Origin of the sequence: Tsukamurella tyrosinosolvens (assembly GCF_900104775.1) — a bacterium.
Lineage (GTDB): Bacteria > Actinomycetota > Actinomycetes > Mycobacteriales > Mycobacteriaceae > Tsukamurella > Tsukamurella tyrosinosolvens.
The window spans coordinates 1647799-1673419 of sequence record NZ_FNSA01000003.1 but is presented as its reverse complement, the minus strand read 5'-3'; the positions used below and the strand labels follow the sequence as shown (position 1 = coordinate 1673419).

Below are 25621 nucleotides of genomic sequence, written 5' to 3'. Positions count from 1 at the left end.
TCGTGTGACGGCACGCTCCCCACCGAGCCACATCAGGAATATCCCCGTCACCAGAAGGCACCTTCATCGGGTGCTCCGTCCACACCGCTGGTAGAACCAGCAATACAACTGGTGGTCGACAATCCGTATGCCACTACACCGGCAGAGCCCCCAACTCCTGCCCACGGATGCGCTGACTGATGACCTGGGTGATGCCATCGCCGCGCATCGACACGCCATAGAGTGCGTCGGCGACCTCCATCGTCGGCTTCTGGTGGGTGATGACGATGAGCTGGGACTTGTCACGGAGCTGCTCGAACAGCGAGATCAGGCGGCGCAGGTTGGTGTCGTCCAGCGCGGCTTCGACCTCGTCCATCACGTAGAACGGGGACGGGCGGGCGCGGAAGATGGCGACCAGCATGGCGACGGCGGTCAGGGACTTCTCGCCGCCGGAGAGCAGCGACAACCGCTTGACCTTCTTGCCCGGCGGGCGGGCCTCGACGTCGATGCCGGTGGTCAGCATGTCCCCCGGCTCGGTGAGGATCAGCTTGCCCTCGCCACCCGGGAACAGGGTCTTGAACACCTCGACGAACTCGCGCTCCACGTCCACCCACGCCTCGGTGAACACCTGCAGGATCTTGGCGTCCACCTCCTCGACCACGCTCAGCAGGTCCTCTCGAGCCGACTTCACGTCTTCGAGCTGCGTGGAGAGGAAGTTGTAGCGCTCCTCCAGCGCCGCGAACTCCTCCAGCGCCAGCGGGTTCACCCGCCCCAGCGTCGCCAGGTCCTTCTCCGCGAGCTTCAAACGCCGCTCCTGCACCGCTCGGTCGAACGGGAGCCCCTGTGGCTTCACCACAGTCTCGCCGCGCTCCCGCGCCGCCTCGTACTCCTCCAGCTCCAGCGCGGACGGCGGCAGCGGAACGTCCGGCCCGTACTCGGCCACCAGGTCGTCGGGCGACATCGCGAACGACGCCACCACCTGCTCCTCGAGTTGCTCGATCCGCAGCGCCGCCTGGGCCCGCGCCACCTCGTCGCGGTGCACCGCATCCGTCAGCTGGGCCAGTCGAGCCGTCAGGGCCACGCTCTCCTGCCGCGCGACATCCAGCGCGCCGGCGCGCTGGGCGCGTGATGCCTCCAGCGCATCACGATGCGCAGCAGCCCTCGTCACCGCGCGCCCCAGTCGCGAGGACACCAGCGCGGCGCCTTCCGCGACCGACGAAGCCACGGCAGCAGCCGACAGGCGCGCAGCAGCCGCCGCCTCCGCCCGCTCCCGCGCAGCCCGCTCGGCAGCTGCGGCCCGTCGAAGCCCCTCGGCCTTGCCCCGCACGCCGGCCGCACGCTCCTCGGCAGTGCGGCGCGCCAGGCGCGCCTCCATCTCCACCGACCGCGCCGCGGCCAGGGCGGCAGCAGCCGCGTCCCGCTCGTCCGTGCCCACGGACACCGAATCCTCGGGCAGCTCTTCCGCGAGCCGCAGGCGCTCCTCGTGCTCGACCAGCGCGGCCCGCGTCTCGTCCCGCGAGCCCTCGATCCGGGTTCGCTGCGCCACCAGACGCTCGGCCTCGTCGCGCGCGCTCCGCGCCGCCTGCCCCAGCCGGGCCAGCTGCTCGTAGATCGCGCCGAGCTGCGCATCCGACTCGTGCAGCGCCGCCAGCGCCGACTCCGTGACCTCGCGCCGCGACGCCAACTCCTCTGCAGCGCCGGCCAGAGCAGCGGAGATCGATTCCACCGAACGCCGGGTCTCCCCCAGCGTCGCCTCCGCGGCGTCGATCGACTTCTGCACCTCCAGCGTCGACTGCCGCGCCGCGGAGCCGCCGGTCAGCACCCCGTGAGAGATGACGTCACCGTCAGACGTGACGGCCCGCAGCTCGGGCCGCTCGGCGACCACGGCCACCGCGTCCGCCACTGAGCCGACGAGCACGTACCCGGCCAGCGCCGCCGTCACGGCCCCCTCCAACGAGGACGGGGCGGTCACACACGACGCGGCCCAGACGGCACCGTCGGGCAGGGGGCCCGTGGGCACCGTGCCGGGCGCGACGCCCTCGACGACGACGGACGCCCGTCCGCCGTCCGCGTCGCGGAGCTTGTCGATGGCCGAAACGGCCAGATTCCGAGAGCCCGCCGCAACGGCCTCCGCCACCGGTCCCAGTGCGACGGCAACGGCCTTCTCGTAACCCGCACGGATGGAGAGCCGCGACGACACGGCGGCCGTCACGCCGTCGACGTGCTCGGCGATCCACGCGGCACCGTCGCCCCGGTCCAGGTTCATCGACAGCGCCTCGATGCGCGCGACGAGCGAGGCCACCTTCTGCTCGGCCTCCCGCTCCGACGCGCGCAGTTCCTCGACCCGCGCGCTGGCGGCGTTGTAGGCCGCGACGCTGCGTTCGTGGTGCTCGTCGAGCGAGGCCTCGGAGGCGTCGAGCTCTGCGATCTGCCCCTGGACCTGCTCGAACTCGGCTTCGGCGGCCTCGGCGCGCTCCACAGCCTCCGCGATGGCGGCGGTGAGCCGCCCGGACTCCGCCTCCACGGACTCGGCGCGGGTGCGCAGGGTCTCGACCTGGCCGGCCAGGCGCGCGAGCCCTTCCCGACGGTCCGCGATCGCCGCGACCGCGGCCATGTGCGCCTTCTCCGCGTCGCGGGCGGACTCCTCGCGCGACGCGAGCTCCTCGGTGGCCTCCTCGAGGATCATGGCGGCCTCCTCGAGGGCCTCGATGAGCTCGGCCTCCTCCTCGGCGACGCGCTCGGCCTCGGCCTCCAGCTCGTCGGGGTCGCGGCCGGGGGCGTGCTGGACGGGCTCGGACAGCAGGCGGGCGCGCTCGGAGGCGATGCGTTCGGTCGACGAGACGCGCTCGGCGAGCGCGGAGAGCGAGAACCAGCCCTCGCCCGCGGCCTTCACCGCCGGGTCCAGCGCGGCGACGGCCTCGGAGTGCTCCGCGACCAGCGCGTTCGCCTCGTCGAGCTGCTCGGCAACCTCATTCTGCTCGAGACGCACCGCCGCCTCGTTACCGCTCTGATCCGCCAGCTCGGCACGCCGCCGCACCAGGTCGTCGGCCGCAAGACGCAGGCGGGCGTCGCGCAGATCGGCCTGGATGGTCTGCGCCCGACGGGCGACCTCGGCCTGCCGCCCCAGCGGCTTGAGCTGGCGGCGCAGCTCCGTCGTGAGGTCGGTGAGGCGGGCGAGATTGGCCTGCATGGAGTCGAGCTTGCGGACCGCCTTCTCCTTGCGGCGGCGGTGCTTGAGCACGCCGGCCGCCTCCTCGATGAAGGCGCGACGTTCCTCGGGCTTCGACTCGAGGATCGCCGCGAGCTGGCCCTGGCCGACGATGACGTGCATCTCACGGCCGATGCCGCTGTCGGAGAGCAGCTCCTGCACGTCCATGAGGCGGCACTTGGTGCCGTTGATCTCGTACTCGCCAGCGCCGTCGCGGAACATGCGCCGCGTGATGGAGACCTCGGAGTAGTCGATGGGCAGCGCACCGTCGGAGTTGTCGATGGTGAGCGTGACCTCGGCGCGGCCCAGAGGCGCGCGGCCGGAGGTGCCGGCGAAGATGACGTCCTCCATCTTGCCGCCGCGCAGGCCCTTCGCGCCCTGCTCGCCCATCACCCAGCGCAGGGCGTCGAGGATGTTCGACTTACCCGAGCCGTTGGGCCCGACGACGCAGGTGATGCCCGGTTCGAGGCGCAGAGTCGTCGCCGAAGCGAAGGACTTGAAGCCCTTCAGTGTCAGCGACTTGAGATACACGAAACGCCAGTTTAGGCGGTGACCGTCAGAGGACGGCCATCGCCACGATCAGACCGAGCGCGACGTGCGACGCAGCGATCACGCGGGCCTGCGGCAGGAAGACCTCGGAGTACATGAGCTCGTCCATGTCGACACCCGTGACCAGGTCGAGGACGCGCACGGAGACGATCTGCGCGATGATCCCGACCACGCCGTAGACCAGCGAGTAGATGACGCCGTCCAGCAGGTTGCCGCCGCCGGTGTAGTTGGCGTAGATCGCGACGACGATGATGAACGCCATCGAGAGCATGCCCGCGCCCGTGATGTAGGTGGCGTTGGGCTTGCCAGCCTTCACCAGGTCGCGCAGCTTGCCGGGCGTGGAGAGGTCGACGGCGTAGAAGCCGACCACCATGAGCAGCAGGCCGACGAGGGCGTACAAGCAGATCGCGCCGATGCCCTTGCCCAGGGTGCCCAGGTCTGCGGCGGCGAGGAGGGTCGTGTTCATGATGCGGTCGTGCCTTTCGGAGTGATGCGGTGCGGGATGAAGGCGGCACCGTCGTCGGTGATGAGTCCGGAGGTCTCGCGGATGCCGATGCCGGCGGACTCGTCGCCGACGACCCAGGCGCCGATCACGGGGCGGTAGCCGTCGAACTCGGGCAGCGGGTCGAACATCTGGTAGACGTAGCCCTCGGCGCCGTAGACGCCGCCGGTGGCCGTCTCGCGGCCCCCGTCGACGATCGTGAGGTTCGCGCCCTCGCGGCCGAGCTTGGGCTTCTTGACGTACTCGGTGAGGAAGCCGGGGCTGTCGATGAAGGCGGGCAACAGGTTCGGGTGGTCGGGGTACATCTCCCAGAGCACCGCGAGGATCGCCTTGTTGGAGAGGATCGCCTTCCACAGCGGCTCGATCCACGTGGTGGCGGGGATCGATTCGACGACCCGCTTGCCGAAGTCGTCCTCGAGGATCCACTCCCACGGGTACAGCTTGAACACCGAATGGATCGGGGCGTCTTCGAGATCGACGAAGGTCGTGAGGTCGTGGTCCCAGCCGATGTCCTCGATGGGCAGGCCGACGGTGTCGAAGCCGGCCTCGGCGGCCGTCTCCTGCAGGTAGCCGGTGGTCACGTGGTCCTCGCCGGTCGCGTCCGCGCCGGACCAGGTGAAGTGCAGCTCCGACGGCGGGATGACGTTGCGGATCTCGCCCCAGCGCGCGACCAGCGCCTCGTGCAGCGAGTTCCACTGGTCGTAGCCGCCCTCGTCCCAGGAACGCTTGTCGGGCGCGGTGTCCTGGAACCAGTACCACTGCACCACAGCGGCTTCCAGCAACGAGGTGGGCGTATCCGCGTTGTACTCCAGAAGTTTCGCGGGCCGCCGGCCGTCGTAGCGCAGGTCGAAGCGGCCGTAGACGTGCGGATCCTGCCGCTTCCACGACTCCTCGATCGCGCCCCACGCCCACTCCGGGATGCCGAAGTCGGCGTACCGCTCGGTGAGGATGACGTTCTCGACGGCCTTGAGGCACATCGAATGCAGCACCTCGACCTGGGCCTCGATCGAGAGCACCTCGTCCATGTCGAACTCGTAGAACACGGACTCGTCCCAGTAGTTCCTGCTGTCGCCGGCACCGTCGCGCGCGGGGGTGCCGAACACCAGGCCCTGCGATTCGACGGTCCGCTGCCAGCCCTCGCGGGGCGTTCCCCGCATGCGCCGCACTAGGAGCCGCTCGATCCGGAGCCGCCCTTGGAGCTCCCGCCCTTGCTGGTGGTGCCCAGGCCGCCGCGATCGATGTTCTTGCCGCTGGATCCGCTGTTGCTGCCGGCGTTGGTGTTCCCGCTGCCCGAGCCGCTCCCCGACCCCGTCCGCGAGCCGGCGGCGGGCGGCGCGGGCTTGCTCGCCGCGTTCGTCTGGCCGTTGGTGCCGAACGAGGTGGTCTTGGCCGGGTCCACCGCCGCGCCCGAAGAGGTGCGGAAGGCGGTGTTGGCGGGCCGGTCGTAGCTGCCGCCGGTGATGCGGCCGTTGTTGTAGGAGCCGCCGTAGTTGTACCGGTAGCTCATGCCGTTGAGGAAGATGAAGCCGGTCACCGGGTTGTACGTGCCCCGCGAGCAGTAGTCGTCGGAGACCACCTGATCGCCGTCGACGGTGCAGTACGCCGTCTGCGTGTTCACGTTCTGGGTGTTGTCGTTGTCCGGGATCGCGACGTAGAGGAGCGCGATCGCGCCCACCACGCCGACGCCGACCCCGGCGCCGATCATCTGCTTCCGGCGGCGGCTCTTCTTCGCGGCCGCGGCGGCGGCTTCGGCGGCCTCGCGCTGCTCGTCCTCGGCGCGCTGCCGCTGTGCGCGCTGCCGGGCGCGGGCCTCGGCCACCGTCTCCGGGCGGGCCTGCGTGTTCTCGTCCTGCTGCCGCATCCGCCCGGGGCGCCGCGGCGTCTCCCCCGTGTCCGGGAGGTGCAGCTCCGGGGGCATCCCGGGGACGGGCATGTAGTTCGACTCCGGCCCGGGGATGTCGCCCACCGGGCGGTTCTCAGGGATGGGCGGCTGCATGCCTCACCTCTCCTCGAACGACGGGAGCCCGCCTCGTGCGGGCCCGAACAGTTCCACGACCAGATCGACCCGGCCCGGAGTGTCCCCCGACCACAGGCGTTGCAGCAGAGTGTCGCATGTGGAGCGGTCGCCCTCGACCACGACGCGCACACGTCCGTCCGGCTGGTTCGCAGCGTAACCGAGCAGGCCCAGCTCCAGGGCCTGAGTCTTCGTCCAGTACCGGAACCCGACGCCCTGCACGTGGCCGTGCACCCACGCCGTCATCCGCGCCTGTTCGTCGGGCACTCGCTACTCCGCGACGATGTCGAGGTTGACCGTCGTGCCGGCCTTGAGCGTGCGACCGACGGTGCACACCTGGTCGACGGCGCGGCGGGCCACGGTGATCAGGCGCTCCTGGGCGGCCTCGTCGAGCTCGGACAGGTCGAGCTCGAGGACCTCGTTGAGTTCGGGGTAGACCTCGTTCTCCCGATCCGCGTCGCCGGAGACGCGGACGGTGGCGTCGTAGTCCTCGCCCAAGCGGCGGGCCAGGACGTGGTCGGTGGACATGCCGCTGCACGCCGCGAGGGCGATCTTGAGCAACTCACCGGGGGTGAACACGCCCTCCACGTCCGCCGAGCCCACCAGCACCTCGGCGCCCCGCGAGCTGCGCCCCGTATAGCGGCGCACGCCCGTGCGCTCGACCCAGAGTTCGGTGGACGGTGCCTGCGCGTTCGTGTCGTCGGCCATATGCACCAATCTACGGCAGCACCGTCCGCGACCAGCGTTCGGAGGGCCGGGCTCGGCCGCCCCGCGCGGCGGGAGACCGGTAGCGTTGTGAACATGCGCGTGCGGTGGTGGTCGTTCCTCGGAACCGTCCTCGCGTACGCCGCTGCGGCGTCGTGGGCGGCCGTCTCCGGGCCCGACCCGTTCCCCACCCATTTCGGCCTGTCCGGGCAGCCGGACTCGTGGACCCCGCGCGCCGAGGCCGTGTCGCTGCACGCGGGCATCGCCGCCGGTATCGCGGTCCTGTTCGCCGCCCTGGCGCTGGCGGCGCCGCGCCTCCCCGCTGCCGTCGTCAACACTCCGCGGCGCGACTACTGGCTCGCGCCGGAGCACCGGTCCGCGTTCGACGAGATCCTCTCCGGCTTCTTCCTGTGGACCGGCGGCCTGATCCTGGTGCTGCAGGCGGCGACGTTCGTCGTGACCGTCATCGATCCCACCGAGACCGCGGCCAAGTCGACGATCCTGATCCTCTTCCTCGTCGCGCTCGTGGGCTCCATCGGCTACCTGGTGTGGTTGCTCCTGCACCCACCGAAGCGCTCCACGACGACGCGGGGCGCCAGCCCAGGACGGACCGGGACTCGTTCGTCGAGGTAACGTTTCCGCATGCGACCTCGATGGTGGATCTTCCTCGCCGCGGTCCTGCTCTGCGGCGCCTCGCTCGCCTGGGCCGCGACGTCCGGCCCCGATCCCTTCCCCACCCACTGGGGCGCCGGCGGGACGGCTGACTCCTGGAGTCCCCGTGGTTCGGCAGTCGGCATCTTGGCCGTCTCTGCAGCGGCCCTCGGGGCGCTGTTCGGCGTCCTCGCCGCCTGCACGTCCGCGATCCCGGACGCCCTCATCAACCTCCCGCCCACGGCCCGCGCGTACTGGCTCGACCCCACGCATCGCCCCGGCTTCGACGCCCTCCTGCAGCGGTACCTGCTCACGGTCGGGACTGCGGTGCTCCTCCTTCTGGCCGTGTCGGTAACCGGCGCCATCGTCAGTCCCGAGGGGAGTCCGATTCTCGGCGTCGGTATCTGGGCCGTCCTCGCGGTCATCGCCGTGAGCAGCGGTCACCTGTTGTGGCGGCTGGTCCGGCCGCCGGCGGATAACCTGGCCGCATGAGCGCCTCCACGGAAACCGGCCCCTTCTTCCACGGGACCACCGCCGATCTCCAGCCCGGCGACCTGCTCAGCGCGGGCTTCGTCTCGAACTACCGCCCCGACGTGGTGATGAACCACATCTACTTCACGGCCCTGCGCGACGGTGCCGGGCTCGCCGCGGAGCTCGCCTCCGAGCTCAAGTCCGACGGTGCCGCCCCGCACGTCTACGAGGTCGAGCCCACCGGCGCCTTCGAGGACGATCCCAACGTCACCGACAAGAAGTTCCCCGGCAACCCCACCCGCTCGTACCGCAGCACCGAGCCGCTCCGCGTCGTGGCCGAGGTGACCGACTGGACCCGGCTGACTCCCGAGGCCCTGCAGATGTGGCGCGACACGATCGTCTCCAAAGCGCCCGCCGATCGCGGCGAGATCATCAACTGACCGACGCACCACGCGCCGGATCGGTTCCGTGCGCATGGCGATTGTGAACAATCCCGCACTACGCGTGGAGGACTCACGGACTCCGCGGGCAGTTCGTAGCGTGACCGCATGCAGAAACAGTGGGGGCTGTTCATCGGCGCGGTGGGGTTCTACGTAGCGACGCTCGGGTTGACCTACGTTGCCGGGCCTGATCCGTATCCGCGGACGTACTCGGGAGGCCGCGTCTCGACGTGGATGTCGCGCAGCGCGTTCGTCGAGAATCAACTCGTGTCGGCCGCGATCGCACTCGGGTTCGGCATGATCCTCGTTCTCTTGTCCCTGTGGCGACCTTCGTTCCGAAGGCGGGAGTACCGCGATTACTGGTCGGCCCACCTGCCGGAATACCGACGCATCATGACGAGGATGTGGCTGCGTGTCGCCTCCATCTGCGCGATCGGATTCGGGCTCGCGTATCTCGCAGCCGTCGTATTTCCCCCTTCGACGGTCGGACGCACCGTTCTCACGTGGGTGATCGTCGTGGCGCTGTTCGTGGAGATCTTCCGCGGAGTGTGGCCGCTGCGGCTCACACGAGAACAACGAGCGAACGCGGCTCCCCCACCTAGCGGTGCGTCGGAGCCTACGAACGGCGTGTGGCCCACCAGCCCCTGAGTCGCGCGGGCGGGTGGCTCCACCGGTCAGCGGCGCGGCACCGTCTGGCAGCTCGGACAGAAGTGCGAGCCGCGGTTCATGAAGGACTCGCGCCGCATGATGGTGCCGCACCGGCGGCACGGCTCGCCGTCGCGGCCGTAGGCGTCGAGGCTGCGGGAGAAGTAGCCGGACTGGCCGTTGACGTTGACGTACAGCGAGTCGAAGCTGGTGCCGCCCAGGTCCAGGGCCTGCCGCATCACATCGGTGGCGTCGTCGATGAGCCGGCCGAGAGCGGGCTTGGTGAGGGCGGAGGCGCGACGACGGCCGTGGACGCCGGAGCGCCACAGGGCCTCGTCGGCGTAGATGTTGCCCACGCCGGAGATCACGGTCTGATCCAGCAACACCCGCTTAACCTCGGTGTCCTTGCGCTTCATCCGCGCGACCACGGCGTCGCGGTCGAACAGCGGATCCAGCGGATCCCTGGCGATGTGCGCGACGGACGCGGGCACGAGCGTGCCGGCGACCTCCTCCAGCGGGTCCACGGCCCAGCCGCCGAAGGTGCGTTGGTCGACGAACCGGAGCACGGCACCGTCGGACAGCCCGGCCCGGATGCGCAGGTGCCGGTCGTCGCCCGGCCCGACGAGCATCTGCCCGCTCATGCCGAGGTGCACGACGATCGCGGCGTCGGCGGAGGCGCCGCCACGCGCGAGAGGTAGCCACAGGAATTTGCCGCGCCGCTCCGCGGATTCGACGTCGGCGCCGGTGATCTGGCCGATCATGTCCGCCTCGCCGGCGGCGTGGCGCCGGGCGGCGCGGGGGTGCAGGACCTCCACGGAGGTGACGCCGCGACCCACCAGGTGATCGAAGAGGCCCCGCCGGACGACCTCGACCTCGGGCAGCTCGGGCATCAGGCCGACTCGGGCGCCTGCTCGGCGTCGCTCGCCGCCGCGTCGACCGCCGCTGCGTCATCGTCTGAAGTCTCGGAGTCGTTCACGTCCAACGACTTCCACGCGGCAGCGGCGGCCTTCTGCTCGGCCTCCTTCTTGGTGCGGCCCACGCCCTCGCCGAGATCGTTCTCGTCGACCACCGCCACGGCGGTGAACTCCTTGTCGTGGTCCGGCCCCGTCGACGTGATGCGGTACGCCGGCGCGCCGAGGTCCCGCTCGGCGGCGAGCTCCTGCAACGACGTCTTCCAATCGAGCCCGGCGCCCATCGACGACGAGGCCGTCAGCAGGGGCAGGAACAGCCGCAGGACCACCTCGCGGGCGGTGTCGATGCCGTGCTCGATGTGCACCGCCCCGAGCAGGGCCTCCATGCCGTCGGCGAGGATCGAGTCCTTGTCGCGGCCGCCGGTGAGCTCCTCGCCGCGCCCCAGGTAGAGGTGCGCGCCGAGACCGCCCTCTCCCAACCCGCGCGCGACGCGCGCGAGAGCGTGCATGTTGACGACGCTGGCGCGGATCTTCGCGAGCTCGCCCTCGGGCTTGTCCGGGTGCGTCGTGTAGAGCCACTCGGTCACCGAGATGCCGAGCACGCTGTCGCCGAGGAACTCGAGCCGCTCGTTGGTGGGCAGCCCGCCGGCCTCGTAGGCGTAGGAGCGGTGCGTCAGCGCCAGGGTGAGCAGCTCGTCGTCGAGACCGACGCCCAGGGCTTCCAGCAGCGGGGCGCGGTCCGTGGCGGGCGGCGCGGGAAGGCGCTTGCTCACTTGCCGTCGGCCTCGCCCTCGGTGGCAAACTTCGCGAGTCCGGCCCAGCGGGGGTCGATCTGCTCGTGGTGGTGGTCGGCCGGCAGGTCGGCCAGCTTCTCGCCGCAGCCCTGGCACAGGCCCGGGCAGTCGTCGGAGCACGTCGGGTCGAGGGCCAGCTCCATGCCGACGGCGTCAATGATCGCCTGCTCGAGGTCGATCATGTCGTCCTCGATGCGGTACATCTCGTCGTCGTCGGTGGTGGCCGCGGTCTCGCTGTCCGGGTACGCGTACAGCTCCGTCAGGAAGACGTTGAGGGCGCCCGACAGGGGGTCGAGGCACCGGGCGCACTGGCCGGCGGTGTTGGCGCTCACGGTGCCGGTGACGAGGACGCCCTCGGACACCGCCTGCACCTGGAGGTCGAGGTCGACCTCCTCGCCGTTCTCGATTCCGATCAGGTCGACGCCGATGCGCTCGGGCGCGGCCACCGTGCGGTGCACCTGCGCTGAGGTGCCCGGCCGTCGCCCGAAGGCACGGACGTCGAGTACGTACGGCTTACCGGCCGGCTGGCGCACGGCGGCATTGGGTTCGTTCACAACAATCCTCGGGAACTCGTCAGGTCAAGCCAAACACCCGATTGTACGTCAAGCCGCCTACCGCGCGTCGACCCGCGACTCGGCGAACTCCTCGAGGTAGCCGTCGGTGGCGCCGTGATCGCTGTAGTCGTGCACGCCGGCGGCGGTGCGCAGCTGCTGGCGACCCCGGTTCACCGACCGCATGGTGGCACCGAGCACCTCCTCGAACTGCGAGAGCTTGGTGTCGACGTAGACGTCGCACTCCCCGCGCAGGCGGTCCGACTCGGCGTGGGCCGCGTCGATGATCCGGTCCGACTCGCCCTTCGCGGCGGCCACGACCTCGGTCTCGGCGACGAGGCGCTCCTGCTCCGCGATGCCCTCGGCGACGGACCGCTGGTACGCGGAGTTGCCGTCGGCGACCAGGCGCTCGGCCTCGGCGCGGGCACGGCCGGTGACGGCCTCGTACTCGCGCTGGGCGCCGCGGCGGATCCGCTCGTCCTCGGCGCGAGCCTCGGCGACCAGGCCGGTGGCGTGCTGATGGGCCTCGGCGACCATGCGGTCGGCCTGGGCCTTCGCGTCCGCGAGGAGGCGGTCGGCTTCGGCGCGGGAGCGGGACAGGGTGGCGTCGGCCTCGGAGTTCGCCTGCGTCACCGTGGTGTCGTAGTGCGTGCGCGCCTCGCTGATCAGGCGATCCTTCTGATCGAGCACGTCCTGCGCGTCGTCGAGGTCGGCCGGGAAGGCGTCGCGGATGTCGTCGAGGAGCTCGAGCACATCACCGCGGGGCACGAGGCACCCGGCGGTCATGGGGACGCTGCGCGCCTCCTCCAGGATGGCGCCCAGCTCGTCCAGTGCTTCGAATACGCGGTACATACACCCATTGTGACGGGTGGGACCGGTGTTTCGCCGTAACGGCGTCGCCGCGTGTCGAGTCGATCGTGAAATCAGCCGATTCCTGACCTACGAAGCCCGATCTGGCCTCGTACCCCTGAATTCGGCCGATGTCACGACAGCTTGGCGCTCAGCGCGGTCTGCACGTTCGGCGGGATCAGCGCCGAGACGTCGCCGCCCAGCTTCGCGACCTCCTTGACCAGCGAGCTCGACACGTACGAGTACTGCGGCGCGGTGGTGAGGAACGCGGTCTCGACGTCGGTGAGGTGCATGTTCATCCCGGCCATCGGCAGCTCGTAGTCGAAGTCCGTCGAGTTGCGCAGGCCCTTGAGGATGCAGGCGACGCCCTCCTGGCGGGCGTAGTCCACGAGCAGGCCGGTCCACCTGTCGACGGTGACGCCGGGCAGGTCCGCGACGTTCTCCTCGATCAGCGCGATCCGCTCGTCGATGGAGAACATGCCCTGCTTGTTGGGGTTCACGACGACGGTGATCACCAGCTCGTCGAAGATCCGCGCGGCGCGGCGGAAGATGTCCAGGTGGCCGTTGGTCATGGGATCGAACGACCCGGGGCAGCACGCCTTGCTCATGCCCGGTCATCCTGCCAGACGGCGATCTCCACCCGCGTCTCCCCGTAGTCGCGCGTCAGGTCGAGCTCGAAGCCCTCGGGCCAAGTGGCCGCAGGCGTCCGCGCGGAGCGCTCCACGACGACGTGGGCGCCCGGCGCGAGCCATCCGGCGGCCAGCGCGGCGAGGTCACCGTCGACGGTCTCGGCCGGCAGGTCGTAGGGCGGGTCCAGGAAGACGAGGTCGTACGGCTCGGCCGGGAGGTCGAGGAACGCCCGCGCCGCCCGACGGTGCGCGGTCGCCCCCGGCAGCCCGACGGCGCGCGCGTTCTGGTTGATCACCGCGACCGCCTTGGCGTCGGCGTCGACGAGAACCGCCCGCGCCGCGCCGCGGGAGAGCGCCTCGAAGCCGAGCGCCCCCGACCCCGCGTAGAGGTCGAGGACCGCCAGATCATCGAAGTCGAGGCGCGACTGCAGCGCGCTGAACAGCGCCTCGCGGACGCGATCCGACGTGGGCCGAGTGCCGCGGGGCGGCACCGCGAGCCTGCGCCCGCGTGCCGCCCCGGCGATGATCCTGGTCACCGCACCACTGTAGTCACCGCTCGGACTCAGCTCGCCTTGGCGAGCCGGGCCTCCTCGATCTGCGCGAGGCGCGTGGCGTCGGTGTCCGGGCCGGGGACCTCCGTGCCGCGGATCGAGCAGCCCTTGGTCTCCTGCAGGAACGGCAGCGCGATGAGGCCGATCACGCAGGCGCCCATCATGTAGAACGCCGGGAACTGGAGCCAGCCGGTGTTCTCGACCACCGCGTCGTTCACGAGCGGCGCGGTACCGCCGAAGGCGGCGGTCGCCACGTTGTACGAGATCGCGAAGCCCGCATAGCGCACCTGCGTCGGGAACATCGCGGGGAAGGTCGCGGTGATGGTGGACAACTGCGGGATGTACAGCAGGCCGAGCACCACGAATCCGAGGATGGCCCAGCCGAATCCCTGTCCCATCAGCCAGAACATGGGCCACGCCATCACCAGCAGCCCGATCAGCGAGAACCACCACATCGGCTTGCGCCCCGTGCGGTCGGAGAGCGCGCCGAAGAACGGGATGCACAGCGCCATCAACACCTGGCCGATCAGCATCAGGATCGACGAGTCGGACTCGGTCATCCCGATCGAGCCCTGCAGGTAGGTGGGCATGTAGGCGATGAGGGTGTAGTTGGCGATGTTCAGCGCGATGACCAGGCCGAACATGATGAGGATCGGGCGCTTGTAGTCGCGGATCAGCGAGGTGAAGCGATCCCACGCGGAGCCTTGCTTCTCCTGCTCGTCGGCCATCTCGTTGAAGACGGGCGTGTCGTCGAGCTGGTGCCGCAGGTACCAGCCCACGAAGCCCAGCGGGATGGCGACGAAGAACGGGAGGCGCCAGCCCCAGTCGTACATCTCGTCGCGCGTGAGCAGCTGCTGCAGGAGCAGCACGAACGCGGTGCCGCCGGCGAAGCCGCACATGGTGCCGAACTCCAGGAAGCTGCCGTAGCGGCCGCGCTTGTTGTCCGGGGAGTACTCGGCCATGAAGGTCGCGGCGCCGCCGTACTCACCGCCGGTCGAGAAGCCCTGCACGACACGCAGGCCGATGAGCAGCACCGGCGCAAGGACGCCCACCTGGGCGTGCGTGGGCAGGACGCCGATCAGCGCCGTGGATCCGGCCATCAGCAGGATGGTGGTGGCCAGCACCACTTTCCGGCCCAGCCGGTCGCCGAGCGGACCCCAGACGAAGCCGCCCAGCGGGCGCAGCGCGAAGGACACCGCGAAACCGAGCAGCGTGCCCAGGGTGCCGAGAGTCCCCGGGAAGAACGCCTGCGTCAGGTAGGCGGTGGTCGCGGCGTAGACGCCGTAGTCGAACCATTCGGTGAAGTTACCCATCGCCGATGCCGCGATGGCCTTGTGCAGCTTGCTCTTGCGCTGCTGTTCGGTCTCCTGCAGTCCCGCCACGGAGAGCGGGGACGATACGGAGGGCATTTTTGAGTTATCAGGCATGCAGATCAGCCCCTGGCGTTGGTCACCGTGCGGACCGGGCTTGCCTGTGGCTAGACACTGCTGGGCCCACCGGACGTGTGATTACCGCGCGTTCGACGTTAACAGAGTCAACGACCTCTTCTCGGGTGGACGGTTCACCTGGTGGACACTGTCCGGCATCCTCGCTGGTAACCCCGTGTTCGCCGCCCGGGAACCGGACTGCGGCATCGTTTCCGCAATGCCCCTCAGTGATTCGCAGTTCTCGCGTCGTTCGCTCCTCAAGGCCGGCACTGCCGGCGCCCTGCTCATCCCCGCCGGTTCGCTGCTCTCCGCCTGCGGTTCCTCGTCGGACGGCGCGGCGGCGTCCTCGTCGCCCGGCGTCGTCCGCGGCCGCCCGTCGCTCACGCACGGCATCGCGTCCGGCGACCCCCGCACCGACGGCGCGCTGGTCTGGGCCCGGTCCGACGCGCCCGCGCGGATGATCGTCGAGACCGCCTCGTCGGAGTCCTTCAGCAACCCGCGCCGCTTCGAGGGGCCGCAGCTCGACCCGTCGTCCGACGGTGCCGGCCGATTCCGCATCACGGGTCTCGACCCCGGCCAGACGGTGCACTATCGCGTCACCCTCGAGGGCGAGAACGGCGCGACGTCCGAGCCCGTGGCCGGCACGTTCCGGACGGCACCGTCGGCGAACGGGAACGTGAGCTTCGCCTGGTCCGGCGACGTGGTGGGCCAGGGCTGGGGCATCAACCGCGACGGCGGCATGGCGATCATGGGAGCCATCGCCGACGCGCGGCCCGACTTCTTCCTGCACTCGGGCGACGCGATCTACGCCGACAACCCGGTGCCGGAGACGCAGAAGCAGAACGACGGCAACACCTACCGGAACGTCACGGCCGAGGCCAAGAACCAGGTCGCGCAGACGCTCGACCAGTTCCGCGGCAACTACGCCTACAACCTCACGGACGAGCACTACCGGCGGTTCGCGGCGAACGTGCCCCAGCTGATCCAGTGGGACGACCACGAGGTGGTCAACAACTGGTTCCCCGGCGAGAGCCTGGCGGGGCAGAACCGCAAGGGCTACACCGAGACCGACGTGAACAAGCTGGCGGACTTCGCCTACCAGGCGTGGCGCGAGTGGCAGCCGGTGCAGCCCACGGAGGCCGCCGACGGGCGCCTGTACCGCAAGATCTCCTACGGCCCGCTCCTCGACGTCTTCGTGCTCGACATGCGCAGCTACAAGGACCCGAACCCCAACGCGTGGGCCACGTCCAACGACGCCGGCATCCTCGGCGACAAGCAGACCCAGTGGCTCATCGACGGCCTCACCGCGTCGAAGGCGGTGTGGAAGGTGGTCGCGAACGACCTGCCTCTGAGCATCGTCGTCCCCGACGCCGCCACGAACCCCAAGGACGGCGGCCCGAAGTCGATGGAGGCGGTCGCGCAGGGCGACAACGGTGCGCCGCTGGGCCGCGAGATCGCCTTCTCGCGCATCCTCTCCCGCACCAAGGACGTGAGGAACGTCGTCTACCTGACCGCCGACGTGCACTACACCGCGGCGATCTCGTACCACCCGGACAAGGCGGCGTTCCAGGACTTCTCGCCGTTCTGGGAGTTCGTCTCCGGACCGCTCAACGCCGGAGCCTTCCCGCAGAGCCCGCTCGACGGGACCTTCGGCGCGCAGTACGAGTTCGTGCACGCCCCCGACAAGGCGAACGTCTCCCCCGCCGAGGGATTCCAGCACTTCGGGCACGTCACCATCGACGGCGGCACCCGCGCGCTGACGGTGCACCTGCGCGACGCCAAGGGCGCCTCGCTCTACGCCAAGGAGCTGGCGCCGGCGTAGTCCTGCGCGCCCGCGTAGCGGAAGCGCTGGGCGGGGTGATCGGCGGCGAGCCGGTCGCCCTGCCCGAACAGCTTGTGCCGCAGCGTGCCGGGCACGTAGGCGTCCGGGTAGACGCCTCGCCGGCGCAGCTCCGGGACGATGAACTCGACGATGTCCTCGAAGGTGCCGGGCGTGATCGCGTAGGCCAGGTTGAAGCCGTCGACGTCGGTCTCCTCCACCCACTCCTGCAGCTCGTCGGCCACCCGCTCCGCGGAGCCGACGAGCACGGGGCCCATGCCGCCGATCCGGCCCCACTTGCCGATGTCCTCGACCGTCCAGTCCTTGCCCGACGGGTCGGCCTGCTGGAAGTTGGAGACGGCGGAGATGATCGCGTTGGACTGCACGTCGCCGACCGGGTCGCTCGGGTCGTAGGCGCCGAGGTCGACGCCCATCCACCCGGACATGAAGACCAGCGAGCCCTCGATGCTGGCGTAACGGTGGTACTCCTCGAGCTTGGCCTGCGCCTTCGCCTCCGTCTCGTCGGTGACGATGGTGAGCAGCGTGTAGACCTTGGCCGAGTACGGATCGCGGCCGTTCGCGACGAGGCCCTCGCGGATCGTGCGCACGACCTTCTTCAGGATGGCCTTGGTGGGCGCGGCCACGAAGATCGCTTCCGCGTTCCCGGTCGCGAACGCCAGCCCGCGCGGCGACGCCCCGGCCTGGTAGATCACGGGCGAGCGCTGCGGCGAGGGCTCGCCCACGTGGATGCCGGGCACGTCGAAGTACTTGCCGTGGTGGTTGATCGGGTGCACCTTCGACGGGTCCGTGAACACACCCGTCTCCCGGTCGCGGATCACGGCGTCGTCCTCCCACGAGCCTTCCCACAGCTTGTAGAGCACCTCCAGGTACTCGTCGGCGTGGTCGTAGCGCTCGTCGTGCTGCAGCTGGTCGAGCTGCCCCATGTTCTTCGCCGCCGAGGGCAGGTACCCCGTCACCACGTTCCACCCGATCCGGCCGTTCGTGAGGTGGTCGAGCGTGGTCAGCCGCCGGGCGAAGGGGAAGGGGTGCTCGAAGCCGGTGCCGGCGGTGATGCCGATGCCGAGGTGCTCCGTCGCGCCCGCGATGGCGGAGGCCAGCAGGATCGGGTCGGAGACGGGGACCTGCGCCGCGTGCTTGATCGCGGCGTCGCCGTTGCCGTTGTAGGCGTCGTAGATGCCGAGGACGTCGGCGATGAAGATGCCGTCGAAGGTGCCGCGCTCCAACAGCTTCGCCAGGTCAGTCCAGTAGCTCAGCTCCTTGTAGCGGTGCGACTGGTCCTTCGGATGCCGCCACAGCCCCGGGGACTGGTGGGCGACGCAGTTCATGTCGAAGGCGTTGAAACGGATCTGACGGCTCATGGGGGCCGACGCTAGGCGGGCCGCCAGCGCCCGCCCAGGCTTGCGCTCACCGTGACGCGAGGACCGCCCCGCCGGCCCGCGCGAGCGTACGGCGGACCGTCAGGCGAGGTTGAGCTGCCAGGACACGCCGAACCGGTCCCCCACCCAGGCGAACGCGGTGGAGAAGCCGTACTCGCCCAACGGCATGTAGGTCTTCCCGCCCGCGCCGAGCGCCTCGGTGAGGCGTTCCAGTTCCTCGCGGTCGTCGCAGTCCACGAAGAGCGACGTCGACGGGGTGAAGTCGAAGGCGTGATCGACCGAGCTGTCGCTGATCAGCACGCTCTGCCCCTTGATCACCAGTTCGGCGAGCTGGATCCCGTGCTTCGGATCCGCATGCGGCACCGAGCTGAGCACGGCACCGTCGAACGTCGTGACGTACAGGTCGATCGCCTTCGCGGCGACGGCGCCCTGGAACATGAGGAACGGACGAATCATGGTCATGGGCCGAGCCTACGTCCGGCGCACGCCGTAGGGTGCGGGCATGACGTCGGTGGTCGTGGTGGGCAGCGTGAACCTGGACGCGGTCACGGTGTGCGAACGGTTCCCCCAGCCGGGCGAGACCGTGACGGGTGTGTCCGTCGCCTTCGGGCAGGGCGGCAAGGGCGCGAACCAGGCCCGCTCCGCGGCCAGGTCGGGCGCCGCGACGGTCTTCGTGGGCGCGGTCGGCGACGACGGCGCGGCGCGCACGGTCCTGGACTCTCTCGCGGGCGCGGGGGTGGACGTCTCCCGGGTCGCGCGCACGCCCGGCAGCACCGGCTTCGCGAACGTCACCGTCGACGGGGCCGGGGAGAACCACATCGTCGTGGTGCCCGGCGCGAATGCGTCGGTGCGCGTGGACGACGCGGCGCGGTCGGCGATCGCCGACGCGGACGTCCTCCTCCTGCAGCTCGAGATCCCGCTCCCCGCGGTCGTCGACGCCGCCCGCGCCGCCCGCGAGGCCGGCACCGTCGTCCTGCTCAATCCCTCTCCGGTGCAGCCCCTCCCCGGCGTGCTCGTCGAGCTCCTCGACGGCGTGATCGTCAACCGCGACGAGGAGAAGGCGCTCGCGGAGGTCGTGGGGCGCGTGCCGCACGTCGTCACCACCCTCGGGGGCGACGGTGCCCGCGCGACCGGACCCGACGGCACCGTCGACACCCCGGGATTCGCGGTCGACGTCGTGGACACCACGGGGGCCGGGGACGCGTTCGCCGGCGCGCTCGCGGCGCACTGGGGCCTGCCACCCGCCGAACGGCTCCTCCGCGCCAACGCGGCCGGCGCTCTCACCGCCACCGCCGCCGGCGCCGCGGCCGCCCCGACGGTGGCCGAGGTCGACGCCTTCCTCGCCGCCCGGGAGACCGCCCGATGACGATCACCGTCCACGACGTGCCCGGCGACGGCCCGTACGCCCTCACCACCGGCCCGGACGGCGGCCTGTGGTTCACGCTCGTCGGGAGCGGCGAGATCGGCCGGTACGACGTCAGCACCGGGGAGACGGTGCGGTATCCCGTCGGCCCGGACACCGGCCCCACGATCATCACGAACGGGCCCGACGGCGCGCTGTGGTTCACCGAGTACCGCGCCCACCGCCTCGGCCGGATCACCGTCGACGGCGAGGTCTCGCACATCGACCTCCCGCCCGGATGCGGCCCCTTCGGTCTCGCGACGGGGACCGACGGTGCACTGTGGTTCACCGCGACCGCCACCAACCGGATCGGCAGGGTCACCGTCGCGGGCGAGGTCACGGATTTCGAGCTGCCGATCCCGGGCGCCTTCCCCTCCGCGATCGCCGCGGGCCCCGACGGCGCGTTGTGGTTCCCGCTCAACCAGGCGGACGCGATCGGCCGCATCGACACCGCCGGAACCGTCTCGGTGTTCGGCCTCGACTCCCCCGGCTGCGCGCCCGTCGGCATCGCCGCCGGGCCGGACGGTGCCCTGTGGTTCGTCGAGATCGGGGCGGGACGGATCGGCCGGATCACGCCCGACGGTGCCGTCACGCACCACTCGCTGCCCGACGCCGCATCCCGCCCGCACGGCGTCTGTGCCGGCCCCGACGGCCGGGTGTGGTTCACCGAGTGGGCCGGCAACGCCCTCGGATCGATCGACGCGGAGGGACGAATCCGCAGGTACGAGCTGCCCGTCCCCGGCTCGGAGCCGCACGGCATCGCCCTCGGCCCGGACGGTGCGCTGTGGGCTGCACTGGAGGTCGGATCGCTCGCGCGGCTGGCCCCGCCGCAGCCCTGATGTGACCCATCTCACATTGACCCGACTCGCTGGGGATACCCCGGCGTTCCGGTGACCGATTCCGAAGCGCGGGTGACTTCCGCATTGCCGGTTGTTAGCGTCGAAAGCGATGAGCCCGTCTCACAAGAGCGATCCCACTGCCCCCGCAAAAACGGGGGTCACCACCCGACGCCCGTCGATCGACGACGGAATACGCCTGTGGGAGATCGCCCGGGACACCGAGGTTCTCGATCTCAATTCGACGTACGCGTACACCTTGTTGTGCCGTGACTTCGCCGATTCGTCGATCGTCGCCGAGCACGACGGCGCCGTCGCCGGTTTCGTCACGGGGTACCGCCGTCCCGACCGCCCGGACACCCTGTTCGTGTGGCAGGTGGCGGTGGACGCCGCCCATCGGGGCCACGGCATCGCATCGCGTATGCTCATCGATCTGTTGGATCATCTTGCGGTGAGGGGCGTTTCACGCCTGGAGACCACGATCACCGCATCCAACACGGCGTCCCAGGAGCTCTTCGGCTCCGTGGCGAAGAAGCGCCGTTCCACCCTCACGGTGCGCGATCTGTTCGCCTCGCACCACATCTCCCCCACTGAATCCGACCCCCACGAGCCCGAGCAGCTGTACATCATCGACCCCGCCTGACCGGCGGGGCCGCTGCCGGCCCACTAGGAGGATCACCATGTCCACCCTGACCGACGAGAACACCAGCACTGCCGATTTCGAGCAGCCCTCGATCTTCAGCACCCGCGAGTCGCAGGTGCGCAGCTACTCGCGCGGTTGGCCTGCCGTCTTCGATCGCGCCGAGGGTTCATGGCTCATCGATCGCGACGGCCGCCGCTACCTCGACTTCTTCGCGGGCGCCGGTGCCCTCAACTACGGGCACAACCACCCCAAGCTGAAGCAGGCCCTGGTGGAGTACATCTCCGAGGGCCACATCACGCACTCGCTCGACATGTCGACCGTGGCGAAGGGCGAGTTCCTGCAGACCTTCGAGGACAAGATCCTCAAGCCGCGCGGCCTGGACTACAAGGTCCAGTTCCCCGGCCCCACCGGCACCAACACCGTGGAGGCGGCGCTGAAGCTCGCCCGCAAGGTCAAGGGCCGCGAGTCGATCATCAACTTCACCAACGCCTTCCACGGCATGACGCTGGGCGCCCTCTCGGTGACCGGTAACTCGATGAAGCGCGGCGGCGCCGGCATCCCGCTGGTGCACGCCACGCCGATGCCCTTCGACAACTACTTCGACGGCGTGGCGCCGGACTTCCAGTGGTTCGAGGCCGTGCTCGCCGACTCCGGCTCGGGCCTGAACAAGCCGGCCGGCGTCATCGTCGAGACGGTCCAGGGTGAGGGAGGCGTCAACGTCGCGCGCCCCGAGTGGCTGCGCGCGCTGGCCGACCTGTGCGAGCGGCACGACATGCTGCTCATCGTCGACGACGTCCAGATGGGTTGCGGTCGTACGGGTCCGTTCTTCTCCTTCGAGGAGGCCGGGATCACCCCGGACATCGTGACGCTGTCGAAGTCGATCGGCGGCTACGGCCTGCCGATGGCGCTGACCCTGATGAAGCCCGAGCTCGACGTGTGGGGCCCCGGCGAGCACAACGGCACCTTCCGCGGGAACAACCCCGCGTTCGTGACCGCCAAGCACGCGATCGACGAGTTCTGGTCGGACGACGCGCTCGAGAAGGAGACGCTCCGCAAGGGCGCCCACATCGAGAAGCGCTTCGAGGAGCTGTGCACCGAGTTCCCCGAGCAGCTGAGCCACCGCGGCCGCGGCATGGTGCAGGGCCTGGTCTTCGCCGACGCCGACAAGGCGGGTGAGGTGTGCGCCGCCGCGTACGAGCAGGGCCTCCTCGCGGAGACCTCCGGCCCGTCGGACGAGGTGGTCAAGCTGCTGCCGCCGCTGACGATCACCGACTCCGAGCTCGACCTCGGCCTCGACATCCTCGCCACCGCGACCCGAAAGGTGCTGTCCGCATGATCGTCCGTACCACCGATGAGATCACCGGCACTGAGCGCGACGTCGCCGCGGGCAACTGGCGCAGCAAGCGCATCGTGCTCGGCGGCGACCGCGTCGGCTTCTCGTTCCACGAGACCGTGATCGAGCCCGGCACCGTCAACGAGTTCCACTACGCCAACCACGTGGAGGCCGTGTGGCTCGTGGAGGGCGAGGGCACGCTGCTCGACCGGGAGACCGGCGTCGAGTACCCGCTCGCCCCCGGCACGATGTACCTGCTGGACGGCAACGAGCGGCACACGGTGACCACGAAGACCCGCATGCGCATGCTGTGCGTCTTCAACCCGCCCGTCGTCGGCACCGAGGTGCACGACGAGAACGGCGTCTACCCCCTGGTCGCCGTCGACTGATCATCGCCTCGAATTGAACACCGTTTCGGACAGAAGACCCCCAGGTCGGAATGTCAGAAACGGTGTTCAATTGCGTTAGAGGGCGAGTGCGAGGGCGCACACGGCGAGGACAACCAGGCCGGCGAGAGCGTCGATGCGGCCGGGGCCCGCGGCGCGCACGACGAGGCGGCCGGTGCCGCCGCGGGCGGCGATCGCCTCCCCCATCTCCGTCGCACGGCGCAGGGAGACCACCATCGCGGCGACGCAGAGGTCGACCAGATCCGCGCGGCGGGAACGCTTCACCGCGGGCGGCGGTTGCAGCCGCCGCGCCGCCGACAGGGTGCGGAACTCGTCGGTCATCAGCGGGAACGTGCGCAGCGCCAGGGCGAGCGTGACGGCCCACTCGTCGACCGGCACCCGCACGGCGCGCAGCGGCCGGGTCAGTCGCGCGACCGCGGGCGCCACGTCGGCGGGGTCGGTGGTCCACGCGATGAGCGCGCCCGCGCCGAGCAGGACCAGCCCCAGCAGGACGATCCGCAGCAGGTTGAGCAGCCCTCCCAGCCCGACGGTGACGGCGCCGAGCTGTACGTGGGGCGGGCCGCCGCTCGCGGCCATCAGACAACCACCGATCAGGACCACCACCAGCACCCACCGAGGCACGGACGGAACCACCGAGAGCGGGATCCGCGCCGCCGCGGCGGCGATGACGAGCAACGCGGCGAACAGCCCGACCACGGGCCAGCTCGGATCGATCGTGAGCACGACCGAGATCGCCGCCACCGCGAGCAGTTTCGTGCCGGCCCAGAGGTCGTGCAGGTAGGAACGCCGCGGCAGCGGCCGCAGTACCAGCGTCGTGGCCCGGCTCACCCGATCTCCTCCGCGTCGACGACACCCCGCGTGAGGTGGACGGTGCGGTCGCACAGCCGGTCGAGGTGATCGACGTCGTGCGAGATGATCACCATCGCCTGGCCGCCGTCGCGGATCTCGACGAGCAGCTCGATCAGCTCACGCTGCGAGGGCAGGTCCAGCCCCGCGAGCGGCTCGTCGAGGATGAGCAGCCGGGGTGCCCGCGCGAGGAGGCCCGCCAACGCCACCCGACGGAGCTGGCCGCCGCTGAGGCGGTCCACCAGCAGCCCGGAGGTCGCCGCGGGCAGGCCGACCGACGCGAGCGCCCGGGCGATCGACGCCGCATCGTCGCCGCGATACCCGGCGAGCGCCGCGAGCGCGTCTCCGGCGGTCCCGCGCACCAGTTGCAGCCGGGCCGCCTGCAACGCGAGCGCCACCGCCCCCACGTGCTCCGCGACGGGAGCACCGTCGAGCTCGCAGGTCCCCGCGGTCGGCGCGAGAAGCCCCGCCATCACCCACGCGAGCGTCGACTTGCCCGACCCGTTGCCGCCGCAGAGCAGCACCGCCTCGCCCTCCCGCACCGTCAGGTCGACGCCCCGCAGCGCGGTCCGCCGCCAGGGCGTCCCGGCGCCGTACTCGTAGTGGACGCCGCGCAGCACGAGCAGCGGCGCACCGGGCTCGGGCCGGGGGGCCCGGTCCGCGGCGGGCGCCGGCGGATCCGCGCGTTGCGCGCTGCCGAGGTCGACGGTGCGGTCCGCCCCGGCCGCCTCCTCCGGGTAGTGGGTGATGTTCACCAGGCCGAGGTCGTGCCCGCGGGTCAGCCCACCGAGCAGGGCCATCAGATCGTCGCGGCCGTCCCGGTCCACCATCGTGGTGACCTCGTCGGCCACGACCAGCGCCGGCCGCCGGGCCAGGGCCGCCGCCACGGCGAGGCGCTGCGCCTCCCCGCCCGACAGACCGGACGTGTCCCGCTCCCCCATACCGCCGAGCCCCACCTCCGCGAGCAGGCCGTCGACGTCCACGTCGACCCCGTCCGGCAGGCCCCAGACCACGTCGTCCGCGACCCGGATCCCGAGCACCTGGCTGTCGGCGTGCTGCAGGACCAGGGCCGTGCCGCCGACCCGCCCGAGTCCCACCGGGCCGGGCCGTTCGACGGTGCCGCCCGTCGGCGGAAGCCCGGCCAGCACGCGCATGAGCGTCGACTTGCCGGTGCCGTTGGCGCCCGTCACCGCGACGTGATCGCCGGGAGCCACGGCGAAGGAGACGCCGGAGAGCGTGTCCCGATCGGCCTCCGGATAGCGGAAGTCGACGTTCTGCAGCCGCATCGGCAGCGGCGCAGGCGGGGCGTCGCCGGACTCGCGCGGGAAGAGGTCGCGCGGCGCGGCACTGGTGGCCCGGACCCGGCGCAGCACGGGTGTGAGGATGCGCCACGCGAAGGAACAACCGAACACCACGATGAGCCAGACCGACACCCACACGAAGACCTGCCAGTGCAGCAGGCCGAAGTCCGCGAGACGCTGCAACGCCGAACCCGGGCCCGCGCCACCCGGGAGCGGCAGCAGGAGCGCGCCGAGGCCGCGGACGTTCGCCGCGAACGCCTCGAGCACCACCGTGCGCATCGCCGCGAACACCGCGAGGAAGGCGAACACCGCGGTCGCGACCACGACGCCCCACAGCGCGGCGACCGTGAGCATGGTGCCGCGCCCGCGGCCCCGTCGGCGCACCTGCCCGCAGATCACGCCCATGTAGACGCAGGTCCACGCGGACACCAGGCCGCCGAAGCCCGCGAGCAGGAAGGCGACCGTGCCGCAGGCCATCGTGGTGGCGACCGCGACCCGGGCGCGGTGGTGGAACGCCAGCACGCCCATGGGGACGGCCCCCGCCCAGGCGAAGACCACGGCGCCGGGGACGACCATGGACAGCACCGCGATCGCGGACATCAGCGCGGCCGTGACCGCGGCGTGGGCGAACTCGACGGGCCGCAGCGGCCCCGGCTCGGTTTCCGACATCGAATCACCCTATCCGCGACCGCACATGTCGGTGGGCCGACCGGCCCGTCCGATTCCGAGCGCCGGGCTGGCCGATGGACCAGACTGGGGGC

Annotated in this window: 27 protein-coding genes; 10 read left to right on the top strand and 17 right to left on the bottom strand. The window is 70.8% G+C overall.

Features of this window, described 5'->3' with window-relative positions:
• Positions 1–133: 133 nt before the first annotated feature.
• The 6 genes from smc to BLW32_RS09565 are packed head-to-tail and all read right to left on the bottom strand — an operon-like array spanning position 134 to position 6960.
• The gene (gene smc / locus BLW32_RS09590) at positions 134–3718 is read right to left on the bottom strand and encodes a chromosome segregation protein SMC (RefSeq protein WP_068742515.1); all 3585 of its coding nucleotides are present in this window, start codon (positions 3716–3718) and stop codon (positions 134–136) included.
• A gap of 25 nt (positions 3719–3743) precedes the next feature.
• Positions 3744–4202 (bottom strand): DUF350 domain-containing protein, encoded by a 459-nt coding sequence (locus tag BLW32_RS09585; RefSeq protein ID WP_068524835.1) that lies wholly within the window; start codon positions 4200–4202, stop codon positions 3744–3746.
• Positions 4199–5404, bottom strand: coding sequence for a glutathionylspermidine synthase family protein (locus tag BLW32_RS09580; RefSeq protein WP_068742516.1), 1206 nt, complete (start codon positions 5402–5404; stop codon positions 4199–4201). The genes BLW32_RS09585 and BLW32_RS09580 overlap by 4 nt, the downstream gene beginning before the upstream one ends.
• Entirely contained in the window at positions 5404–6234 is an 831-nt protein-coding gene (locus BLW32_RS27010) for a hypothetical protein (protein ID WP_068742517.1), read from the bottom strand. Before BLW32_RS27010 ends, BLW32_RS09580 begins: the two co-directional genes overlap by 1 nt.
• Positions 6235–6237: 3 nt before the next feature.
• Entirely contained in the window at positions 6238–6519 is a 282-nt protein-coding gene (locus BLW32_RS09570; RefSeq protein ID WP_255304270.1) for an acylphosphatase, read from the bottom strand.
• Between the two features lie 3 nt (positions 6520–6522).
• Complete coding sequence (locus BLW32_RS09565) at positions 6523–6960, bottom strand: OsmC family protein (RefSeq protein ID WP_068524831.1); 438 nt, start codon at positions 6958–6960, stop codon at positions 6523–6525.
• A gap of 93 nt (positions 6961–7053) precedes the next feature.
• On the opposite strand from BLW32_RS09565, the gene BLW32_RS09560 reads away from it, so the two are divergent.
• The 4 genes from BLW32_RS09560 (at position 7054) to BLW32_RS09545 (ending at position 9167) form a co-directional block, all read left to right on the top strand.
• The gene (locus BLW32_RS09560; protein ID WP_170181040.1) at positions 7054–7590 is read left to right on the top strand and encodes a DUF1648 domain-containing protein; all 537 of its coding nucleotides are present in this window, start codon (positions 7054–7056) and stop codon (positions 7588–7590) included.
• Positions 7591–7599: 9 nt separating this feature from the next.
• Complete coding sequence (locus BLW32_RS09555; RefSeq protein ID WP_068742519.1) at positions 7600–8100, top strand: DUF1648 domain-containing protein; 501 nt, start codon at positions 7600–7602, stop codon at positions 8098–8100.
• Complete coding sequence (arr, locus tag BLW32_RS09550; protein WP_068742520.1) at positions 8097–8519, top strand: NAD(+)--rifampin ADP-ribosyltransferase; 423 nt, start codon at positions 8097–8099, stop codon at positions 8517–8519. The genes BLW32_RS09555 and arr overlap by 4 nt, the downstream gene beginning before the upstream one ends.
• Positions 8520–8627: 108 nt before the next feature.
• The gene (locus tag BLW32_RS09545) at positions 8628–9167 is read left to right on the top strand and encodes a hypothetical protein (RefSeq protein ID WP_068742521.1); all 540 of its coding nucleotides are present in this window, start codon (positions 8628–8630) and stop codon (positions 9165–9167) included.
• A 26-nt stretch (positions 9168–9193) separates the two neighbouring features.
• On the opposite strand, the gene mutM is transcribed toward BLW32_RS09545, so the two are convergent.
• The 7 genes from mutM to BLW32_RS09510 all read right to left on the bottom strand — a co-directional run bounded on the left by mutM (position 9194) and on the right by BLW32_RS09510 (position 14762).
• Positions 9194–10054 (bottom strand): bifunctional DNA-formamidopyrimidine glycosylase/DNA-(apurinic or apyrimidinic site) lyase, encoded by an 861-nt coding sequence (gene mutM / locus BLW32_RS09540; protein ID WP_068742522.1) that lies wholly within the window; start codon positions 10052–10054, stop codon positions 9194–9196.
• On the bottom strand, positions 10054–10848 hold the full coding sequence (rnc, locus tag BLW32_RS09535) for a ribonuclease III (RefSeq protein WP_068742523.1): 795 nt from the start codon (positions 10846–10848) through the stop codon (positions 10054–10056). The genes mutM and rnc overlap by 1 nt, the downstream gene beginning before the upstream one ends.
• The gene (locus BLW32_RS09530; RefSeq protein WP_068524824.1) at positions 10845–11423 is read right to left on the bottom strand and encodes a YceD family protein; all 579 of its coding nucleotides are present in this window, start codon (positions 11421–11423) and stop codon (positions 10845–10847) included. Before BLW32_RS09530 ends, rnc begins: the two co-directional genes overlap by 4 nt.
• Before the next feature lie 57 nt (positions 11424–11480).
• The gene (locus tag BLW32_RS09525; RefSeq protein WP_068524823.1) at positions 11481–12272 is read right to left on the bottom strand and encodes a DivIVA domain-containing protein; all 792 of its coding nucleotides are present in this window, start codon (positions 12270–12272) and stop codon (positions 11481–11483) included.
• Positions 12273–12403: 131 nt separating this feature from the next.
• Positions 12404–12877, bottom strand: coding sequence for a pantetheine-phosphate adenylyltransferase (coaD, locus tag BLW32_RS09520; protein ID WP_068742524.1), 474 nt, complete (start codon positions 12875–12877; stop codon positions 12404–12406).
• Complete coding sequence (gene rsmD / locus BLW32_RS09515) at positions 12874–13434, bottom strand: 16S rRNA (guanine(966)-N(2))-methyltransferase RsmD (RefSeq protein WP_068742525.1); 561 nt, start codon at positions 13432–13434, stop codon at positions 12874–12876. The genes coaD and rsmD overlap by 4 nt, the downstream gene beginning before the upstream one ends.
• Before the next feature lie 26 nt (positions 13435–13460).
• The gene (locus tag BLW32_RS09510) at positions 13461–14762 is read right to left on the bottom strand and encodes an MFS transporter (protein WP_414929965.1); all 1302 of its coding nucleotides are present in this window, start codon (positions 14760–14762) and stop codon (positions 13461–13463) included.
• A gap of 331 nt (positions 14763–15093) precedes the next feature.
• On the opposite strand from BLW32_RS09510, the gene BLW32_RS09505 reads away from it, so the two are divergent.
• On the top strand, positions 15094–16698 hold the full coding sequence (locus BLW32_RS09505) for an alkaline phosphatase D family protein (RefSeq protein WP_068742526.1): 1605 nt from the start codon (positions 15094–15096) through the stop codon (positions 16696–16698).
• Here BLW32_RS09505 and BLW32_RS09500 read toward each other — a convergent pair.
• On the bottom strand, positions 16671–18074 hold the full coding sequence (locus BLW32_RS09500) for an LLM class flavin-dependent oxidoreductase (RefSeq protein WP_068524818.1): 1404 nt from the start codon (positions 18072–18074) through the stop codon (positions 16671–16673). The two genes, BLW32_RS09505 and BLW32_RS09500, sit on opposite strands and share 28 nt — an antisense overlap.
• A gap of 99 nt (positions 18075–18173) precedes the next feature.
• Positions 18174–18554: a VOC family protein gene (locus BLW32_RS09495; RefSeq protein ID WP_068742527.1), complete on the bottom strand. Its 381-nt coding sequence runs from the start codon at positions 18552–18554 to the stop codon at positions 18174–18176.
• 40 nt (positions 18555–18594) lie between these two features.
• Between BLW32_RS09495 and BLW32_RS09490 the strand changes: the two genes are divergently transcribed.
• The 5 genes from BLW32_RS09490 to BLW32_RS09470 all read left to right on the top strand — a co-directional run bounded on the left by BLW32_RS09490 (position 18595) and on the right by BLW32_RS09470 (position 22695).
• A complete protein-coding gene (locus BLW32_RS09490) occupies positions 18595–19458 on the top strand; it encodes a ribokinase (protein WP_068742528.1) in 864 nt (287 codons plus the stop codon).
• Positions 19455–20333: a Vgb family protein gene (locus tag BLW32_RS09485; RefSeq protein ID WP_068742529.1), complete on the top strand. Its 879-nt coding sequence runs from the start codon at positions 19455–19457 to the stop codon at positions 20331–20333. Before BLW32_RS09490 ends, BLW32_RS09485 begins: the two co-directional genes overlap by 4 nt.
• Before the next feature lie 109 nt (positions 20334–20442).
• Complete coding sequence (ectA, locus tag BLW32_RS09480; protein WP_068524814.1) at positions 20443–20973, top strand: diaminobutyrate acetyltransferase; 531 nt, start codon at positions 20443–20445, stop codon at positions 20971–20973.
• 37 nt (positions 20974–21010) lie between these two features.
• The gene (gene ectB / locus BLW32_RS09475; RefSeq protein WP_068524813.1) at positions 21011–22309 is read left to right on the top strand and encodes a diaminobutyrate--2-oxoglutarate transaminase; all 1299 of its coding nucleotides are present in this window, start codon (positions 21011–21013) and stop codon (positions 22307–22309) included.
• The gene (locus BLW32_RS09470; protein ID WP_068524812.1) at positions 22306–22695 is read left to right on the top strand and encodes an ectoine synthase; all 390 of its coding nucleotides are present in this window, start codon (positions 22306–22308) and stop codon (positions 22693–22695) included. Before ectB ends, BLW32_RS09470 begins: the two co-directional genes overlap by 4 nt.
• 75 nt (positions 22696–22770) lie before the next feature.
• Here BLW32_RS09470 and BLW32_RS09465 read toward each other — a convergent pair whose 3' ends face one another.
• The gene (locus BLW32_RS09465; protein ID WP_231857425.1) at positions 22771–23541 is read right to left on the bottom strand and encodes a CbiQ family ECF transporter T component; all 771 of its coding nucleotides are present in this window, start codon (positions 23539–23541) and stop codon (positions 22771–22773) included.
• The gene (locus BLW32_RS09460; protein WP_231857426.1) at positions 23538–25529 is read right to left on the bottom strand and encodes an ATP-binding cassette domain-containing protein; all 1992 of its coding nucleotides are present in this window, start codon (positions 25527–25529) and stop codon (positions 23538–23540) included. The genes BLW32_RS09465 and BLW32_RS09460 overlap by 4 nt, the downstream gene beginning before the upstream one ends.
• Positions 25530–25621: the final 92 nt, after the last annotated feature.

Excerpts from the sequence above, each read along its gene's own strand:
- BLW32_RS09495 (WP_068742527.1), bottom strand. The coding sequence starts at position 18,554 with ATGACCATGATTCGTCCGTTCCTCATGTTCCAGGGCGCCGTCGCCGCG.
- BLW32_RS09510 (WP_414929965.1), bottom strand. The coding sequence starts at position 14,762 with ATGGGTAACTTCACCGAATGGTTCGACTACGGCGTCTACGCCGCGACC.
- BLW32_RS09500 (WP_068524818.1), bottom strand. The coding sequence starts at position 18,074 with ATGAGCCGTCAGATCCGTTTCAACGCCTTCGACATGAACTGCGTCGCC.
- arr (WP_068742520.1), top strand. The coding sequence starts at position 8,097 with ATGAGCGCCTCCACGGAAACCGGCCCCTTCTTCCACGGGACCACCGCC.
- BLW32_RS09485 (WP_068742529.1), top strand. The coding sequence starts at position 19,455 with ATGACGATCACCGTCCACGACGTGCCCGGCGACGGCCCGTACGCCCTC.
- BLW32_RS09565 (WP_068524831.1), bottom strand. The coding sequence starts at position 6,960 with ATGGCCGACGACACGAACGCGCAGGCACCGTCCACCGAACTCTGGGTC.
- BLW32_RS09555 (WP_068742519.1), top strand. The coding sequence starts at position 7,600 with ATGCGACCTCGATGGTGGATCTTCCTCGCCGCGGTCCTGCTCTGCGGC.
- BLW32_RS09490 (WP_068742528.1), top strand. The coding sequence starts at position 18,595 with ATGACGTCGGTGGTCGTGGTGGGCAGCGTGAACCTGGACGCGGTCACG.
- BLW32_RS09560 (WP_170181040.1), top strand. The coding sequence starts at position 7,054 with ATGCGCGTGCGGTGGTGGTCGTTCCTCGGAACCGTCCTCGCGTACGCC.
- ectA (WP_068524814.1), top strand. The coding sequence starts at position 20,443 with ATGAGCCCGTCTCACAAGAGCGATCCCACTGCCCCCGCAAAAACGGGG.
- ectB (WP_068524813.1), top strand. The coding sequence starts at position 21,011 with ATGTCCACCCTGACCGACGAGAACACCAGCACTGCCGATTTCGAGCAG.
- BLW32_RS09545 (WP_068742521.1), top strand. The coding sequence starts at position 8,628 with ATGCAGAAACAGTGGGGGCTGTTCATCGGCGCGGTGGGGTTCTACGTA.
- mutM (WP_068742522.1), bottom strand. The coding sequence starts at position 10,054 with ATGCCCGAGCTGCCCGAGGTCGAGGTCGTCCGGCGGGGCCTCTTCGAT.
- BLW32_RS09585 (WP_068524835.1), bottom strand. The coding sequence starts at position 4,202 with ATGAACACGACCCTCCTCGCCGCCGCAGACCTGGGCACCCTGGGCAAG.
- BLW32_RS09525 (WP_068524823.1), bottom strand. The coding sequence starts at position 12,272 with ATGTACCGCGTATTCGAAGCACTGGACGAGCTGGGCGCCATCCTGGAG.
- BLW32_RS09470 (WP_068524812.1), top strand. The coding sequence starts at position 22,306 with ATGATCGTCCGTACCACCGATGAGATCACCGGCACTGAGCGCGACGTC.
- BLW32_RS27010 (WP_068742517.1), bottom strand. The coding sequence starts at position 6,234 with ATGCAGCCGCCCATCCCTGAGAACCGCCCGGTGGGCGACATCCCCGGG.
- BLW32_RS09505 (WP_068742526.1), top strand. The coding sequence starts at position 15,094 with ATGCCCCTCAGTGATTCGCAGTTCTCGCGTCGTTCGCTCCTCAAGGCC.
- BLW32_RS09460 (WP_231857426.1), bottom strand. The coding sequence starts at position 25,529 with ATGTCGGAAACCGAGCCGGGGCCGCTGCGGCCCGTCGAGTTCGCCCAC.
- coaD (WP_068742524.1), bottom strand. The coding sequence starts at position 12,877 with ATGAGCAAGGCGTGCTGCCCCGGGTCGTTCGATCCCATGACCAACGGC.